At 64.9% G+C, this 18139-nt stretch carries 10 protein-coding genes and 1 tRNA gene; 5 read left to right on the forward strand and 6 right to left on the reverse strand.

From position 1 onward, the window contains the following. Nucleotides 1-2 precede the first annotated feature (2 nt). Genes ACN0T5_RS02155 through ACN0T5_RS02165 form a run of 3 tightly spaced genes read left to right on the forward strand, consistent with a single transcriptional unit; the run spans nt 3 to nt 5420 of the window. Nucleotides 3-2072, forward strand: a complete 2070-nt coding sequence (locus ACN0T5_RS02155) for an ABC transporter permease (RefSeq protein WP_417766967.1) — start codon at nt 3-5, stop codon at nt 2070-2072. Then, nucleotides 2069-2971, forward strand: a complete 903-nt coding sequence (locus ACN0T5_RS02160) for a phosphotransferase (protein ID WP_417766968.1) — start codon at nt 2069-2071, stop codon at nt 2969-2971. Before ACN0T5_RS02155 ends, ACN0T5_RS02160 begins: the two co-directional genes overlap by 4 nt. A 4-nt stretch (nt 2972-2975) precedes the next feature. After that, nucleotides 2976-5420 (forward strand): GcvT family protein, encoded by a 2445-nt coding sequence (locus ACN0T5_RS02165; RefSeq protein WP_417766969.1) that lies wholly within the window; start codon nt 2976-2978, stop codon nt 5418-5420. A 46-nt stretch (nt 5421-5466) separates the two neighbouring features. On the opposite strand, the gene ACN0T5_RS02170 is transcribed toward ACN0T5_RS02165, so the two are convergent. Further along, complete coding sequence (locus ACN0T5_RS02170; RefSeq protein WP_417766970.1) at nt 5467-7176, reverse strand: cyclic peptide export ABC transporter; 1710 nt, start codon at nt 7174-7176, stop codon at nt 5467-5469. A 288-nt stretch (nt 7177-7464) separates the two neighbouring features. Between ACN0T5_RS02170 and ACN0T5_RS02175 the strand changes: the two genes are divergently transcribed. After that, nucleotides 7465-7541, forward strand: a tRNA-Met gene (locus tag ACN0T5_RS02175). 45 nt (nt 7542-7586) lie between these two features. Here the strand turns inward: ACN0T5_RS02175 and ACN0T5_RS02180 are convergent. The 4 genes from ACN0T5_RS02180 to ACN0T5_RS02195 all read right to left on the reverse strand — a co-directional run bounded on the left by ACN0T5_RS02180 (nt 7587) and on the right by ACN0T5_RS02195 (nt 10304). Beyond that, complete coding sequence (locus tag ACN0T5_RS02180; protein ID WP_417766971.1) at nt 7587-8126, reverse strand: TetR/AcrR family transcriptional regulator; 540 nt, start codon at nt 8124-8126, stop codon at nt 7587-7589. Between the two features lie 89 nt (nt 8127-8215). Then, the gene (locus tag ACN0T5_RS02185; RefSeq protein WP_417766972.1) at nt 8216-8530 is read right to left on the reverse strand and encodes a DMT family transporter; all 315 of its coding nucleotides are present in this window, start codon (nt 8528-8530) and stop codon (nt 8216-8218) included. Between the two features lie 177 nt (nt 8531-8707). Beyond that, on the reverse strand, nt 8708-9445 hold the full coding sequence (locus ACN0T5_RS02190) for an SDR family NAD(P)-dependent oxidoreductase (protein ID WP_417766973.1): 738 nt from the start codon (nt 9443-9445) through the stop codon (nt 8708-8710). 418 nt (nt 9446-9863) lie between these two features. After that, the gene (locus tag ACN0T5_RS02195; RefSeq protein ID WP_417766974.1) at nt 9864-10304 is read right to left on the reverse strand and encodes a hypothetical protein; all 441 of its coding nucleotides are present in this window, start codon (nt 10302-10304) and stop codon (nt 9864-9866) included. 145 nt (nt 10305-10449) lie between these two features. Between ACN0T5_RS02195 and ACN0T5_RS02200 the strand changes: the two genes are divergently transcribed. After that, nucleotides 10450-17166, forward strand: coding sequence for a hypothetical protein (locus tag ACN0T5_RS02200; protein ID WP_417766975.1), 6717 nt, complete (start codon nt 10450-10452; stop codon nt 17164-17166). A gap of 84 nt (nt 17167-17250) precedes the next feature. On the opposite strand, the gene ACN0T5_RS02205 is transcribed toward ACN0T5_RS02200, so the two are convergent. Further along, nucleotides 17251-18105 carry a fumarylacetoacetate hydrolase family protein gene (locus ACN0T5_RS02205; RefSeq protein WP_417766976.1) on the reverse strand — a complete coding sequence of 285 codons (855 nt, stop codon included), beginning with the start codon at nt 18103-18105 and terminating at the stop codon, nt 17251-17253. Nucleotides 18106-18139 lie beyond the last annotated feature (34 nt).

Raw genomic sequence — 18139 nt, forward strand, 5'->3', positions numbered from 1 at the left:
CCATGAGCGACGTCGCATCTCAAGCAGGTCAGGTCAGGGGTGTCGGCACGATCCGTGACGGTCTCTCGGACGCGCCCGGAAAGACCGCCTGGCGTGTTGCCTGGGCCGTCGCCCTGACCGCGTTCCTCATCCTCTGGCTGTTCGGGGAGCCCGTCGCCAAATGGGCGTTCGACGTGCCGCGTGCCTGGCGCATCCCGGCCCAGCGCTGGATCGGCGATGCGATGAAATGGCTGGTGGATGATGCCGGCTTCGGTCTCTTCTCGTTCACCGACCTGACGCGCTTTCTCGCCACTCTTGTCGAGGTGCCCTACCGGTTTGTCCTGGGCCTTCTGTCGACCGGGATCATGGATGGCCGGGGCAGCTCCGCGCAGGAGATCCTGCCGCCGCTTTCCTGGCTGGCCGTCATCGGTGTCGTTGCCTTGATGGGACACTTTGCCGGCGGTCGCCGCCTGGCCCTCATTGTCGGCGGGTGTTTCGCCTTTCTGGCGGTGTTCGGCCAGTGGGACAGCGCGATGGTGACGCTTGCCTCGATCCTGATCGCGGTGCCGATCGGCGTCGTCGGCGGGCTCCTGCTCGGCCTTGCCGCCTTCCGCTGGCGCGCTGTGGACATTGCGCTTCGTCCGTTGCTGGACCTGATGCAGACGGTGCCGGTCTTTGCCTATCTGGTGCCCATCCTGTTCCTGTTCGGCTTCGGTCCGACCTCCGCGATCATCGCCACCATCGTCTATGCCCTGCCGCCGATGACCCGGATCAGTCTGCTGGCGCTGAAGGGCGTGCCGGACGAGGCCCACGAGCTTGGCCGCATGACCGGCTGCTCACGGCGGCAGATGACCTGGCGCATCCTTGTGCCAAGCGCGATGCCCGGCCTGATGATCGGCGTCAACCAGGTGATCATGCTGTCCCTCAACATGGTCATCATCGCATCCATGATCGGTGCCGGCGGTCTCGGCTTCGATGTGCTCGCGGCGTTGCGCCGGCTCGACATCGGCGCGGGCTTCGAGGCAGGGCTCGCCATCGTGGCGCTTGCCATTGCGCTCGACCGGCTGAGCCAGGCCTTTGCCGCGCGGCGTCCGCAGCATGTCGCGGCGGGGGCGGGAGAAAAGAGCCTTGTTGCCCGCCATCCGTATACGGTTGCCGGTGTCGCACTGGTCGTCATATGTGGGCTCGCCGGTCTCGTCGCCGCACCCCTGCAGAGTTATCCCGAGGGGTTGCAGGTTTCCACCGGGACGCTGGGCAGCGACCTGGTCGCCTGGATCAACATCAATTTCTTCGACCAGCTCGAGGCGGTGAAGAACGCGCTGCTGCTCAATGTCCTGATCCCGGTGAAGCGTTTTCTGGCCGGCCTGCCGTGGATCGGCGTGACCGGCCTGCTGGCGCTTGCCGGCTTGCGTCTTGGCGGCTGGCGGCTCGCTCTGCTGGTGGGCGTGCTGGCCTGCCTGATCGCCTTCACCGGCCAATGGGAGAAGGCGATGATCACCGTCTATCTCTGCGGCATCTCGGTGGTGATCGCCAGTCTCATCGGCATTCCCGTCGGCATCCTCGCCGCGGGTCGGGAGCGGCTCTGGAAGTTCGTGGAACTCGTTGTCGACACGCTGCAGACACTGCCGTCCTTCGTCTACCTGATGCCGGCTGTGATGCTGTTCCGTGTCGGCGACTTCACCGCGATGATCGCCGTCGTCGCCTACGCCGTCGCTCCGGCGATCCGCTACACCGCCTACGGTTTGCGCCGGGTCGATCCGCAACTGGTCGAGGCCGGCGTCGTTGCCGGCGCCACGCCCTGGCAACTGCTCACCAAGATCCGGTTGAAGCTGGCCCTGCCGGAGATCCTTCTGGGGGTGAACCAGACGGTCATGCTCGCCCTGTCGATGCTGGTCATCACCGCGCTGGTCGGTACGCGGGACCTTGGCCAGGAAGTCTATATCGCGCTGACAAAGGCGGATACCGGGCGCGGTCTGGTCGCCGGTCTTTCCGTCGCCTTCATCGCGATCATCGCGGACCGGCTGATTTCGGCCAGCGCCAACAGGATCCGGGCGCGGCTTGGCTTGCCTGAAGGGGAAGGGGGGCATTCATGAGCCGGACAACGGAAAGCGCGATCCAGGAGGCACAGGTCGCCGGGCTGCCGGTCTGGTCGGGCAAGCCGACCATCGAGCCGCTTCATGGCGGGTTGTCAAACGCCAGCTTCCTTGTCCGTGACGGGAGCGGGGCCTATGTCGCCCGCCTTGGCCGCGATTTTCCCTTCCATCATGTCGACAGGGCGCGCGAGGCGATGGTGACGCAGGCCGCCGTCGATCTCGGTTTCGCGCCAGAACTCGTCTATAGCGCGCCCGGTGTCATGGTCTCGCGCTTCATCGAGGGGCATACGTTTGCCGCGCAGGACGTGCGCATGCGCCGGGACGACGTCGCCAGCCTGATCCGCCGCTTCCACAACGAAATGGGGCGCCATGTTCATGGGGCCGGTTTCATCTTCTGGGTCTTTCACGTGATCCGCGACTATGCCCGCACGCTGGAGGCGGGCGGGTCACGCCTGTCCGGCCGCCTGCCCGAGTTTCTGGCAATCGCCGCGGAAATGGAGGCGGAGCAGGTGCCGATGCCGATCATCTTCGGTCATCATGACCTGCTGCCCGCCAATTTCATCGATGACGGCAAGCGGCTCTGGCTGATCGATTTCGAGTATGCGGGGTTCGGCACCGCGATGTTCGATCTTGCCGGCATTGCATCCAACGCGGGCTTCGGCGCGGACGAGGCGGAAGCGCTCCTGCTTGCCTATTGCGGTGCGCCGCCCCCGGCCGGACTGATGCGCGCCCATGCCGCGATGCAGGTTGCCTCGTTGTTGCGCGAGACATTGTGGAGCCTCGTCTCCGAACTGCATCTCGATGCTCCCGGTGTCGACTATGTCGCCTACACGAGTGAAACGCTCGCCGCCCTGGAGGCGGCGCTCGCCAGCTATCGCCTCAGCTTCGGAAAGGGTTGATCCCATGACGCTTCCCCAGCATGCCCAGATTGTCGTCATCGGCGGCGGCATCATCGGCTGCTCGACCGCCTATCACCTTGCGCGTGACCACAAGGCCGACGTGCTGCTTCTCGAGCAAGGCAAGCTGACCAGCGGGTCAACCTGGCATGCGGCCGGGCTGGTCGGGCAGCTGCGCTCCTCCGCCTCGATCACCCAGGTGCTCAAGTATTCGGTCGATCTCTACAAGCGGCTCGACGCGGAGACGGGGCTGGAAACCGGCTGGCGCATGACCGGCTGCCTGCGTCTTGCCTGCAACGAGGACCGGTGGACCGAATACCGGCGTCTTGCCACCACGGCGCAGAGTTTCGGCATGGAGATGCATCTTCTGTCGCCGGCCGAGGTGAAGGAGATGTGGCCCCTGATGCGGGTGGACGATCTCGTCGGTGCGAGCTTCCTGCCGACCGACGGTCAGGCAAGCCCCTCCGACATCACCCAGTCGCTCGCCAAGGGTGCCCGCATGCACGGCACGCGGATCGTCGAGGGCGTGCGGGTGACGGGTTTCGCCATGGCTGGCGGGCGCATCACCCATGTGGAGACCGATGCCGGCCGGATCGCCTGCGACATGGTGGTCAATTGCGCGGGCCAGTGGGCGCGGCAGGTTGGGGCCATGGCGGGCGTCAACGTGCCGCTGCAGCCGGTGAAGCACCAGTATGTGATCACGGAGCCGATCGAGGGGATCGTGTCCTCCACACCGACCGTGCGCGATCCGGACAGCCGCACCTATTTCAAGGAGGAGGTCGGGGGACTTGCGATGGGCGGCTACGAGCCGGATCCCATCGCCTGGACGACCGGCGACGTGCCGGACGACTTCCAGTTCCAGCTCTTCGACGACGACTGGGACCATTTCGAGCAGCATCTGGTCAGTGCGGTGCACCGGGTGCCGGCACTGGAGACCACCGGCGTCAAGCAGATGATCAACGGGCCGGAGAGCTTCACCCCGGACGGCAATTTCATCCTGGGTGCAGCGCCCGAATGCGCCAACATGTATGTGGGGGCCGGCTTCAATGCGTTCGGCATCGCATCGGGCGGCGGCGCGGGGTGGGTTCTCGCCGAATGGGTGATGAAGGGCGAGGCGCCGCTCGATCTGTGGAGCGTCGACATTCGCCGCTTCTCAGGCCTGCACCGGGATCGCGACTGGGTCTGCGAGCGCACGCTGGAGGCCTATGGCAAGCACTACACGATCGGTTTTCCTCACGAGGAATACGAAAGCGGCCGGCCGCGCATTGTCTCGCCGCTCTACGAGCGGCTCAAGGCGCGCGGTGCCGTCTTCGGCTCCAAGCTCGGCTGGGAGCGGCCCAACTGGTTTGCCCGTGACAAGGACGAGCCGCGCGACATCTATTCGATGGGCCGGCAGAACTGGTTCGATGCGGTCGGCGAGGAGCACCGCGCGGTGCGAGAGGCGGTCGGGCTGTTCGACCAGTCCTCCTTCGCCAAGTTCGAACTGAGGGGCAAGGACGCGGCCGCGGCGCTCGAACACATCTGCGCCAATCGCATCGGCAAGGCGCCCGGGCGTCTTACCTATACCCAGATGCTGAATTCCCGCGGCGGCATCGAATGCGACCTGACGGTGGCCCGTCTTGCCGAGGATCTCTTCTACATCGTCACCGGCACGGGCTTTCGCACCCATGACGGCCAGTGGATCCGCGAGCATATCGGCGACGGCATGGCGGCCGAGCTCACCGACGTCACCGAGGCCTTCGGCACCTTGTCGCTGATGGGGCCGAAGGCGCGCGACGTGCTGGCGGCGGTCGCCCCGGCGGACGACGTCTCCAACGAGGCATTTCCCTTTGGCCATGTGCGGATCGTCACCATCGCCGGTCATCCCGTGCGGGCCCTGCGCGTCACCTATGTCGGCGAACTGGGCTGGGAGCTGCATGTGCCTATCAGTGCTACCGGTGAGGTGTTCGATGCGCTGATGGCGGCCGGCGCGCCGCATGGCATCCGGCCCGCCGGCTACCGGGCGATCGAGTCCCTGCCTCTGGAAAAGGGCTACCGCGCCTGGGGGGCGGATATTACCCCCAATGACAGCCCCTTCGAGGCGGGTCTGGGCTGGGCGGTAAAGCTGAAATCGGGCCTGCCCTTCATCGGACGCGACGCGGCGGAGCGCACCGCCAACACGCCGCTCCGGAAGACGCTTGCCGCGTTTGTCGTGGAAGACCGCGATATTGTCCTGCTCGGCCGGGAGACGATCCTGCGGGACGGCAAGTTTGCCGGCTATCTTTCGAGTGGCGGCTATGGCTACACGGTCGACAGGCCGATCGGGTATGGCTATGTGCGCAATCCCGAGGGCGTCACCGGCGACTATCTCAAGGCAGGGAGCTATGAGCTTGTCGTCGCCAATGTGAAGGTTCCCGCGACCCTGCATACAGGACCGCTCCATGATCCGGAAAACGCCCGGGTGAAGATGTAGGCGGAAAGCCGGACCCTCCGCTCATCCGCCCGATCAGCAGTTCGCCTCACGTTCCGGCAGGGCTGACGGCGCGGTGCTGCCGCGTGTCCGCGACGATGCGCCCGGCCTCCATGCGGATCAGCCGGTCGCATTTGTCGAAGCAGTGTTCGTCGTGGGTAACCGCGATGACGAGATGGCCATCGCGCGCCATTTGCGGAACCAGCACGTCGTAATAGAGAGCCCGGTGCGCCGGATCCTGATCGGCGGCGAACTCGTCGAGCACGACGATCGGACGGCGCTCGGCCAGTGCGACGGAAAGCGCCAGCCGCCTCTTCTGGCCGCTGGACAGCGCCAGCGTGGAAAAGGCATCGCCCCTGACTTCGACGCGATGGGAGAGGTCGAGCTGGTCGAGGCTCGCAGGAATCCGGCCGCGTTCCTGCTCAGTCAGGCCATAGAGCCGCGAGAACAGGTGGAACTCGCTGAAGACCGCGCTGAACAGGCCGCGATAGGTGTCGAGCCTGCCCGGGGTCACGGGTTCGTCGTCAAGGCAGATGCGCCCGGCATCCGGCTGACGCAGACCGGTGAGCAGCGAGATCAGCGTCGACTTGCCGGCACCGTTGCCGCCGCAGATGAAAACCACTTCTCCCGGTACCAGCGTCAGGTCGAGCGGGCCGACGGTGAAGCGGTCATCGCCGCTGCCAGGGCTGGTCAGTGTCGTGGTGACGCCTTCCAGGCGAATGGAACGGAAACCCGGCCGCAGCGGGGCGGGGGGCGTGTCGACGCGGGCGGCGTCGTCCTCCAGTTCCTTCTCCAACCCTTGTATCAGCCGATGCGACACGGCTGCGCGCGAGAAGGACGAGAGATTGCCCATCACCGTCTCGACCGGGCCGTAGGTGAGGAGAACGACCGTCAGAACCTGCAGCACTGTTGCCGGTTCCGTTCCGACCATCAGCGGCAAGCCGACGACGATCAGGCAAAGCAGCCCCATCATCACGCCCTGGGCCGTTACATGGCCGAGGCTGAACAGCCGCTCCGAGCGGATCTTCAGCTCCCGTTCGCGGGCCGCCAGAACGACGATGTCGTCCTGCAGGTCGTCCTTGCGCGCCGTGCGCAGGCGAAGTTCCTTGAAGCCGCGCAAGACGTCGTTGATCCGGTCGAAGAACTGCCATTCGACCCGTGAGGCCGCTTCTGCGTTCTCCTGTGCCGGGGCCTGGGCAAGGACATAGCCGACACAGCCGAGCAGTACCGCAATGAGCGTTGCCAGACCGCTCGGCCAGGACAGATAGAAGAGATAGGGAATGCAGAAGGCGATCAGCAGCATCGCCTCGAGCGACTCGATGAGGTTCACCGAGGCGGAGGAAATCTGGTTCACCTCGTGCGTGACGATCGAATAGATCTTGCCCTGGTCGTTGCGGGCGAAGAAACCGGCATCGGTGTCGATCAGCTGGCGGCTCAAACGCGTGCGCAACCGGCGTTTTGTCGTCAGCACCAGCCGGAAACTGTTAACCCGTGCCAGATGGGAGAAGGTCAGCGTGGCGGCGATCGAGCCGAAGAGCAGGACGACGTCGCCGGCCGCGATCGCGGCGCTTGCGGCGAGCGCATTGATCGAGAAGATCATCCCGGACCGTGTCAGGCTCGCGAGCACCGCATAGGCGAGAACCGGCGAACGCAGCAGATTGCCGTCGTGCAACAGGAAACGCAGCAGGGCGCCAAGCCCGGTGCGGGCATGTGCCGTTACCCGTTCGGCTCCCGCCTGCCCGTCTGTCCCCTCACTCACGCATTCGCCCCGTTTGCCATCGAAGGCCGCGCCGAGGCCCCGGGTCCTGCTCTAGCCGAAAACCGTCTGCGTGGAAACCGCGATGCCGCCGGGCCGCGAGACCACCATGCGCGGGGCGGGCAACGGATCGCAGCGCGGGGGAGGGCGCATACCAGGGGGTGTGACGAGCGCTGCGCGGGCCGGCTGGGGAGAATGCGCCGGGCTGCTGCGCAGGTCACTTGACATGCGGCTTCGGCGCCGACTATATCCGGCACACATTCGCGCGGGCGGTATGCCTGCTGCCGGATTGGCGGAGTAGCTCAGTTGGTTAGAGCAGCGGAATCATAATCCGCGTGTCGGGGGTTCGAGTCCCTCCTCCGCTACCATCAATCCCCACACTTGGTTGCCCCCGCTCGTTGCTCTGCCGAAAATCAATCGGCGGGCCAGGCCAGCATCGCGGCGTCGATGATCATGCCGAGCTTCTTCGGCGAGGCGCCGTCGCGGGCCTGGATGGACAGTCCCTCGAGAACGGTGGTGTAGAACGCGGCGAGCCGGTCGAGGTCGGCGGCAGGCGAAAGATCCCCTTCCGCGACGCCTCGCGCGAGACGATCCCGGAGTGTCCTTTCTCCGCTCAGCCGGTTGTCGGACAGAAACGCACGCACGTTCCTGTTCTCCGGCGCGCCAAGCAACGAGGACAGCACGATCATGCAGCCGCGCGGGCCGTCTTCGGCGACATAGGCGCGGGCATTGGATCGCAGCATGGCCTCGACGGCCTCGCGGGCCGTGGTGGCTGCGCTGAGACTTTGCGACGTCGCCCGCCCTTCGAGACGGTCGTAGAGCTCGACGGCCTGCCGGAAAATCTCCTCCTTGCATCCAAAGGTGGAGTAGAGGCTCGGCTTGTTGACGCCGGTGGCGTCGACCAGGTCCTGGATCGACGTGCCTTCATAGCCTTGTGCCCAGAAGGTTCGCATGGCCGCAAGCAGTGCCGTGTCCCTGTCAAACCCTCTCGGGCGCCCGATTGTCTGGGCGGGGGTTGAACGAGATCGGCTGCCAGGGCTCATCATTCCGTCATCCGCAGTCCTGCCACGCCGACCACGATCAGCGCCAGAAAGAGGAGCTTCGTCGCGGACATGTGTTCGCCGAGAACGAGTGTCCCGAAAACCGCAACGCCGAAGGCTCCTATACCCACCCAAATAGCATAAGCCGTGCCGACCGGAAGATGTTTAAGCGCCAGACCGAGCAGAACGAGGCTCGCCATGGCAATGCCCACGCCAAGCAGGCTTGGCCACAGCCTCGTGAATCCGTCCGCCTGCTTCAGCGCCAGCGCCCAGACGATCTCCAGCGCCCCGGCCAGAGCCAGCAGTCCCCATGCCATGCGTATCCTCATCTTTCCGGTGTCGGGAGGGCAGCCAGGACCAGGTGGCGCGGGCTCCCGGCAAGGCGCGCAACCCCGGCGCCGTCGCCTTCTCCCCAAAAGGCGCCGGCAATCCTTGGAAAAAGTGCCGGGGGCGGCGATCGCCACCCGGCTTTTGTTCGCTTCACCGCTTTGTCGCTACGCCGTGGCGCCTCCATCGACAGCCAGCGATGCTCCGGAGATGAACCGGCTCCCGGAGCCGGCCAGGAAACCGACCGTGTCGGCGATTTCCTCCGGCCGGGCGTAGCGCTTGACCGCCATCAGGTCCAACTCGGCCTCGGCTGTCGGGCCGTCGGCGGGGTTCATGTCCGTATCGGTCGGTCCCGGATCGACGATGTTGACCGTGATGCCGCGTTCGCCGACCTCGCGTGCGAGACCCTTGGTGAAACCGATGAGCGCGGATTTACTCATCGCATACAGCGTCACGCCGCCGTAAGGCACCCGCTGGGCGAAGCAGGAACCGATGGAGACAATGCTTCCGCCCGAGCCCATATGCGCAAGGGCTGCCTGCGAGGCGACAAAGACGGCCCTTGTGTGGATCGCCAGTGTGTCGTCGATTTCCTCCAGCGTGACATTCTCGACAGGGCCTGCATGGAAGATGCCCGCGCTGTTGACGAGAATGTCCAGCCGGCCCAGTTCGCCGGCGACCCGGTTCACGGCCGCCTGCAAGGCCGCCGGGTCGCGGCTGTCCGCCCTGATCGCCAGCGACCTCGTCCCGGATGCTTCAAGTTCACGCGCCAGACTTTCCGCTGCCTGGCCGGATGCGGAGTAGGTGAAGGCCACATCCGCTCCGTCCCTTGCGAGGCGCCGTACGATGGCGGCCCCGATCCCGCGCGATCCCCCGGTGACCAGGGCTACCTTGCCTTTGAATTCCATGTCGATGCTTCCTTTCTTACCGATCGTTTAAAAACTAGGCGAGCGCACCCGGTCGGTCAATCTATTTTGTACTGATCGGTTAAAAATATGGATCGGGGAAGCAGGTCAGGCTCGCAAGCCTGGCCATCGGCAGCGGATGGTTTCTGCCCGGTACCGGCGAGGGGCCGCCGTCAGCCTTCGTGGGCGATCACCACCTGGCGCCGGGCGCGGAGCTTTCAGGAATTTCAGGAGCGCTGAACAGTCTGCTGCATCTTATCGGAACGCGTGATCTGCCGCGCGGAGATACGCTGATGTCGAAGCCGAGTTCGGCGGAGTCAAAGCTCGGCCGGTGAGGTGATGGTGTGACGGTGCCGGGGTCATCTGTCAGCTGGCCAAGGGGGAATTTCAGCTTCATGCAAGGCGTTCCTCTGAGTTTTCTTCAAGTATCACTCAAATTGACGACATTGAAAGCCCGAAGAAGATCGCCGAATTCCGGAATATATGTGGGTTCTGTAAATTTAGAGATGACAGATTTTTTGGAGAATTCAATTCGGCCAGAGGCCGGTGCTACGTACCCTTCGGATGCTTGCTTGCGCCTGTCCTGCTCAATTTTTTTGATCGGGAAAGTGGGACCGTTGCACTGACCAAAAGGGATCACAGGCTGTTTCGGAAAATACTGTGAAGTCCGCGAGATGCAGAGGCGGGTTAAGCCCTTGTTTACATGAGTCATAAAAAGTCGCACCGTCCCGCCTCGGCGCAGGGCAGGAGATCGAAGCACCGGGCGGTTGTGGCCATGCCTAATGTGTCCATGCGGTCTGCCTGTTTTACGCAGTCCATACGACCTCAATTTCGCCAGACCAGGTGCCCCCGTGATGTCCATTCGCTTGTCCGCTCTTCCGTCCGCTTCGGTCCGGGGGCATTTTTGTGCCGTACCGCTCGCAGCCCTGCTGCTGTCGGGCACATCCCTGACCTCTGCCGAGGCGGGGTGTTCGATTTCCGACAAGGTCGAGACCTGCAGCGGCGCCATGAGCGGTGCGATCGTGCACGATCAGAATGGTGTGCACACGCTGACGTTGAAGAGCCTCACAACGGATCTCGACTCGGCTGACAGTTCGGACCCTGACAAGAAGCTCGGCCCGGCGATCTATCTGCGGGATCCGGGCGGAACCACGCCGGTCCCCGATGATTGGTCCAGCTCCAACCGCAACGGTCAAAGCGGGGTCGACGGAACGCCTGGCAGTTCCATCAGCGCAACCGTGAGCCTCGACAGCGGCTTCGGCATCAAGGGGCCAAGCGGTGTGGTGATTGAATCCAGCGGTTGGTCGGGCAGCCGGGGGCATGAAGCCAAGCATACCGACAAGCACGCGACCGGCGGGCGCGGCGGCGCTGGCGCGGTCGGGGGCGACGTCACGTTCTCGGCCAAAGGAGCGAACGGGGGCAAGGCACCGTCAGCCATCCAGGTGACAGGCACCACGGCCGACTCGCGCGGGATACAGGTGATGACGACCGGCGGCGCCGGCGGTGCGGGAGGCTGGGCGGAGTCCAAGGGCGGACTTCGCGATGCGGAAGGCGGTGTCGGTGGAACCGGCGGCGCTGGCGGCAACGCGGTTGTCAATCTGTTGGATGGCCACTTCCTGGCCTACCAGGGTGGCGGCGTGGGAATTCAGGTTGTCTCGCAGGGTGGCGATGGCGGTGGCGGCAATTATGCCGAGGTCGATGGCTGGGATGCGGACAATGCCTATGGCGGTGTCGGTGGTGCCGGAGGCAACGGCGGGTCTGTCTCCGTCGATGCGGTCTCGGCAAAGAGCACTGTCGTGACCACAGGTCCCGTGGGGATCTTGCTCAGCAGTATCGGGGGGAACGGCGGCGACGGCGGTGACGGCAAAGGTGGTCACGACTATGCCGGTGACGGCGGCGACGCCGGCAATGGCGGCGATGTAACGGCGAAGCTCTCTGTCGATGTCACGATGACGGGAGGGACCTCGGGCTACGGCATCTATCTGAAGAGCGCCGGAGGACAGGCGGGTGACAGCGGCGGGGATCATGGCGGCATCAAGAACCATGCCGGCAACCCGGGCGAGCCCGGCGAGGCCGGCGATGTCGACCTGACCCTCTCCAACTCGGCGGTGACGACAGAGGGCGCGGAAGCCGACGGCATCCTGCTGCAGAGCATCGGGGGCATGGGCGGCAACGGCGGCGACGTGTCGGGTGTCTTTTCCTACGGTTCAAAAGGTGGATCCGGTGGTGCCGGCGGTGCGGTGACTGCAGCGATCACGTCGTCCCGAGTTTCAACGACAGGGGACCACGCCAGCGCGCTCCATGTACAGTCCGTCGGCGGTGGCGGGGGCAAGGCCGGCAAGACCTCCGGGCTTTCGGCGCTTGCCTCGGAGGCTGGTGCCGGAGGTACCGGTGGCACGGTGACAGTGACGCTTTCGGACAGCACGTTCGACACGCAAGGGCTCAACGCGGCAGCGATCAAGGTGCAGAGCATCGGCGGTGGCGGCGGAAGTTCAGGAAGCGCGGACGGGTTCTATTCCGTGGGCGGGAGTGGCGGCCTCGGCGGTCTGGCGGGCACCGCCGATCTCCTGCTCGACAACGTCACGGTCACCACGGAAGGGACCAATTCCGTCGGCATTCTTGTCGAGAGCATCGGTGCGGGCGGCGGTGATGCGCATTCTCCGAGTGGTGCTTTCGCCATCGGTCAGGACGGCGGCGGTGGCGGCAACGGCAACACCGTGACGTTCACGAGCCAGAACGGCGGCTACTCGGTGGCAACCGGAGGCAAACACTCCGATGGCGTGCTGCTGCAGTCCGTCGGAGGCGGCGGCGGCAAGGGGGCGAGTTCGTTCGAGGCGGTTGCGCTTTTGCAGCCGTTGATCGGCACCAGCGGCGGCGGCGGCGGATCGGGCGGGGACGTCACTTTCACCGGGACCGACGCAGATTCCATCAAGACCTCGGGAGCCCATTCCCGCGGCTTTCTGGCCCAGTCCATCGGCGGTGGTGGAGGCGTCGGCGGCAATACTGTCGAGATCAATGTCGGCCTTGTTTTCAATCCGCAGACCGGAGCGCAGTCGAGTTCGAGCAACCATCACGGTGGAACCGTATCGGGTTCCGTCGGTGGCACGATAGCTACCTCCGGCGACAACTCGGCAGGTGTCTTTGTCCAGTCCGTGGGCGGTGGTGGCGGTTCCTCCGGCAACAGCGTGCAGGTCGGGGCCGCGATCGAGTTCAATCACGACATGGGCGCCGATGGCGGCATGGGCGGTGATGGCGGAACGGTGAACCTCGTCAGCAGCGCAGACATCACCACGAGCGGTGATGCGTCGGATGGCATCATCGCCCAGTCGGTTGGCGGGGGCGGTGGTCAATCAGGCAATGTGCTCGATTCGAACGTGGGCGGCCTGAACCTGAGCCAGTACGTCGGCAACCAGGGGGCGTCAGGCGGTGCAGGCGGCAATGCCGGCACCGTGTCGGTCGTCTCGAGCGGGAAGATCACCACAACGGGACACCTGTCCTCAGGCATCTTTGCCCAGTCGGTCGCCGGCGGCGGCGGCATGGCTGGCACCACGATCAATGCCGATGCAAGCATCTCGGCGGGAGCCGTCACACTTGGCCAGTCGGGCGGTGCCGGCGGCAAGAGCGACCAGGTGAAAGTCAGCAACAAGGGCGAGATCCACACGTCAGGCACATCGGCGACGGGGATTTTCGCACAGAGCGTCGCCGGTGGCGGCGGGCAGGCCAACACGACGGTCCATGGCAATCTGACGCTCGATCTCTCCTTCACTCATGGGGGCGATGGCGGCGCAGGCGGCGAGGCCGGCGACGTTATCGTGGACAATGACGGCACGATCCGGACAGACAATGACGGGGCTATTGCCATCTTTGCCCAGAGCCTTGGCGGCGGCGGTGGAAACGGCGCGCTGACGGCGTCTGGTGCGGTCGGAATCGTTGCGGTGAACATAGCGGTCGGGGGCAATGGCGGCGACGGTGGCACAGGTGGCGCGGTCACGGTCGGCAACACCGGTGCGCTCGTCACCCAGGGCAACTACTCCATCGGCATCGCGGCGCAAAGCCAGGGCGGGTCCGGCGGCAATGCCGGCATGCTTGCGCAGGGCACCGGGACCGGCGGCCCGATTTCCGGTTCGATTTCCGTCGGCGTTGGCGGTTCGGGTGGAGCGGGCGGCGTCGCGGACAAGGTAGAAATCACCAACTCGGGTACGATCCAGTCCGCTGGTTACGGGGCATCCGGCATCGCCGCGCAGTCGGTCGGCGGCGATGGCGGCATGGGCGGTGCGGTCTATTCCGGCACGGTGGATATTTCCACCGAGGGTGCGGGGAGTGTGAACGTGACAGTGGGAGGCGCCGGCGGCGGCGGCGGTACTGGCGGGGAGGTGAGCGTCGACAACAGTGGCGCCGTCACCACCACCGGGCACTATGCGGACGCCATCTTCGCCCAGTCGGTCGGCGGCAATGGTGGCGCCGGGGGATTGAGTTACGGAGGAACGCTGTCAGCCGGTACCGGCAGCTCGATCCAGTCGAATGTCGAGGTGGGAGGCAAGGGCGGTTCGGGGGCGGTCGCCGGCAATGTTCATGTTGCCAACACGAGCACGCTTGCGACGACTGGTGGCAACTCGCACGGAATCTTCGCCCAATCCGTCGGCGGCAATGGCGGTGATGGCGGGGCGGGTTATGCCTTCATCGGTGACTTCGCCCGCGAGAAGGAAGAATACCTGAAGGTGACCGCCAACGCCCAGGTCGGCGGCTTTGGCGGCAGCGGCAACCATGCCGGCAAGGTAACCATCAGCAACAGCGGCGACATTTCCACCAGCCAGGACACCTCCTACGGCGTTTTCGCCCAGTCGGTGGGCGGCGGCGGCGGCGACGGCGGCAACGCGGGCGCCTATACCATCGGGTATACGCTCAAGCCCGAGACCGAAGCGGACGAGGAAGCCGAAGCAAAGGGCGTCAGCCTCTCCTACACGATGGGCGGCAACGGCGGTGGCGGCGGACACGGCGACACCGTTTCGGTAACTCATGAGACAGGCCACACGATCAAGACCGAGGGCGTAGCCTCCTATGCGATTTTTGCCCAATCGGTTGGCGGCTCGGGCGGTGTCGGAGGCAACGGCGAGCCGGGCCTCGAAGGGTGGCTTGCAGATGTCTATGACATCTATGAGAAAATAAACACGGCCAGGGAAATCTACGAGCAGTTCAAGGAGTTTCCCAAAAGCCTTCTTGAAGGGTTCTCGGTGGACGTGGGCGGCGGCGGTGACGGCGGGTCCATCTCGGTGACCAATTCCGGCAGTGTGAAAACCAGCGGCGAGGGCGCGATGGGCATCTTCGCGCAATCCGTCGGTGGCGGCGGCGGTGCGGCTGGTGACATCGAGACCACGATTGTACGCGAGCTCGACAATCTCTGGGAGACGGTCGGATCGCTGGTGGTCAAGGCGGATGATGGCGGCGAGGGCGGTGATGGCGGTGACATTTCGATCGTCTCGTCCGGGAGCATCGTAACCACCGGCGATACGGCGCACGGCATCTTTGCGACCTCCGTTGGCGGCGGCGGCGGCGCCGAGGGCGAACTCGAAGTCGAAAACGAGGATGACGACCCCGGCTATATCGGCAGCGAGGGGCGGGACGGGCTGGGTGGACGCGTCGAGGTCACCATCGAAAAAGGCACCGTCGACGTGAGCGGTCAGGGCGCGATCGGCATCTTCGCGCAAAGTGCCTCGGGCGCGGGAACGAGCTATTCCGAAGGTGTTGCCGTCACCGTGAACGGGACCGTTCGCGCCCAAGGAGCGCAGGGCCGCGCCATCATGGCGCAGGCCTCCACCGCTTACGAGAACGATCCCACGGGCGCGGATGCCGATCAGGGGGTGGCCAACATCGTGATCGGCCAGAACGCCCTGGTCGAGACGACATCGGAGGACGCGTACGAGACCATTGCCGTGATGGGAGGAAGGACGGTCCTGGCCAGCGACGGCTCCCAGATCGTCCGTTCCAATTCGATCACAAATCAGGGAACGCTGAGGAGTGCCAGTCTCGATGCCGTCGTCGTGCGCAACGACCAGGCAGCCTCTCTCGTCATCGTCAACGACGGAGGCTCGTTTTCCGGCTCTCTCGATCTCGACGACAACAACGCCCACGTGTTCCAGAACACCGGCAATGGTGTTGTCGAGCTGGGAACCGCGTTCGACATGGGCAGTCATGAGAGCAGTGCGTTCGAGAACCTGGCTGTGATCACTGCCGGCAAGAAGGGCGAGGTGCACACCTCGACGATCACCACCGGCGCCTTCAGCAGCCAGAACGAGATCACGGTGGATGCCATTCAGTCCAGCGGAGGCGCGATCACCAATGACCTGATCGTGGTCGACGTGCATGGGAAGGACGGCAAGATCGACCTTGGCGGTCAGGTTTCCGGCAATTGGGTCGGCGCGGTGGACTTCACCAATGGCACCACGGGCAGTCTGAGGTTCCTCCAGTCGGCCAACGCCGAGACCATTGACTGGTCCGACGCGACGGCCTCGGGCAATGGTGCGATCAGCTATACGCTCCGCAGCGGCAGCAACGACAGCGAGTTGTTCCTGGATTACGAAGTCGATTATACCGGGGCATCCAGCGGGGTTTCGTTCAGTCCCAACGCGCTCAAGTTCGCAACCTATTTCAACAATGCGATGGAAGCCATCAACGCCGCGAACCTGAACGATCCGACCTCTCAAAGCCTGCAGGAGCTGAGCTCCCATCTGTTGAATTCAGGTTCGGCCGCCGAGCTGGAGCGGCGTTACCGTGAGCACTCCGCGGATGCCAGTCTCAACAACGCTGTCAAGGCGGCGGCGGCCTCGCAGGCCCTGCACAGCTTGCTCCAGAGCTGTCCGGTTCTTGACCCGAACGCGGGTGACGATTTTTTCAGGCAGCGCGAATGCGTGTGGACGCAGGCCATCGGGAACCGGCATTTCCAGAGTGCAACCGTAACCAATGGAGCCTTTCGCGAGGACACGACCGGTCTGGCAGGTGCGATCCAGAAGGAGGTTCTGGATGACACGTTCGTCGAGGTCGGCGGGCAGATCGAGTACCTGAACGTGCGCGGAACGGGCTACTCGCAGTCCGGCACCCGGTTCTCGGCCGGTGTGGCCCTGAAGCACGAGACAGGTCCCCTGACGTTTTCGACGACGATCGGCGGCGGCTTCTTTGATCTCGATCAGACCCGGAACTACACGCTCGGTGCAGCTACCCATTCTGCAGCCGCGGACATTCGGGGTGGGTTTCTGACCGTCGAAGGCCGGATCTCGGCCGTGTTTCAAAGACATGGCTTTTATGCCAAGCCGGCTCTTGCCCTGTCTGCGACACAGTTGTGGCAGGATGCCTTCAACGAGACCGGCTCTGGACCCTTGAACTGGAGTGTCGACGGCGTCGAGCATACGTCCGTGGCAGTATCCCCCGTGCTTGAACTGGGGCACGCCTTCGACCTGGCAAAGCGTCCGACCGTTGTTTTTCTGCGGGCCGGGCTGACCGCTCAGCTCACCGACACCAGTATTGCAACGACTGCCGCTCTGGCCGGCGGGGACAGCTCGCTTGGCAGTCTTACAAGTGTGTCCGGCTCGGACAGGGTCCAGGCGCGGTTCGCGGTCGGCCTCGACATGGACGTGAACGATCGCTTCTCGGTTTCGGTGTTGGGCCAAGCCGGCGCCAGCGAGAATACCAGTGACTTCGGCGGATATGCCCGAGCAAAGTTTCGCTTCTGAGGCGCCGGGCCGGCGGTCGACGTCCGTCGACATGTGATGCCTGCGGCCACGTGGCCTGTCGCCAGGACACGTGGCCGTTCGGTGTCACGCCTGGCTGCGGTGGGCGATCACCACCTGGCGCTGGGCGCCGAGCTTTTCCACACAGAGTTCCACCACGTCGCCGGCCCGCAGGAAGCGCGGCGGCGTGAAGCCGAGCCCGACGCCTTCCGGCGTGCCGGTGGCGATGATGTCACCAGGCATCAGGCGCATGAAGTGGGACATGTAGGAGATGATCGTGGCGACGCCGAAGATCATGTCGGAGGTCGAACTGTCCTGCATCGTCTCGCCGTTGACCGAGAGCGTCAGGGCAAGGTCCTGCGGGTCGCCGACTTCGTCGGGCGTCACCAGCCAGGGGCCAATGGGGCCGAAATTGCGGGCGGACTTGCCCTTGATCCATTGCCCGCCGCGCTCGATCTGGAAGGCGCGCTCGCTGACATCGTTGATGGTGCAGTAGCCGGCGACATGGTCGAGCGCGTCCGCCTCCCCGACATGTTCGCATTCGCGCCCGATGACGATGCCGAGCTCGACCTCCCAGTCGGTCTTCACCGAGCCTTTCGGCAGGATGATCGGATCGTCGGGACCGCAGATGCTCGAGGTCGACTTGGAAAAGAGCACCGGCTCGGCGGGCTCGGGATTGTTGGTCTCCCTTGCGTGCCGGGCATAGTTGAGGCCGACCGCGTAGAAATTGCGGGCCGAGCCGACGCAAGGACCGATACGGGTCCCGGCCGGGACGGCCGGAAGGGCGGAAAGATCGGTGTCGGCCAGCCGTGCCAGCGTCTCGCAGGTGATTGTCGCCGGCGTGAAATCTTCGATGAGGCCGGAGAGATCGCGGATCGTGCCGGCGGCATCGAGGCAGCCGGGCCTTTCCGCGCCGGCCGGTCCAAAGCGGAGAAACTTCATTCGTCGTCCTTTCGGTTCGTGAAACGGGCTGGCT

Origin of the sequence: Stappia sp., from assembly GCF_048261845.1 — a bacterium.
GTDB lineage: Bacteria > Pseudomonadota > Alphaproteobacteria > Rhizobiales > Stappiaceae > Stappia.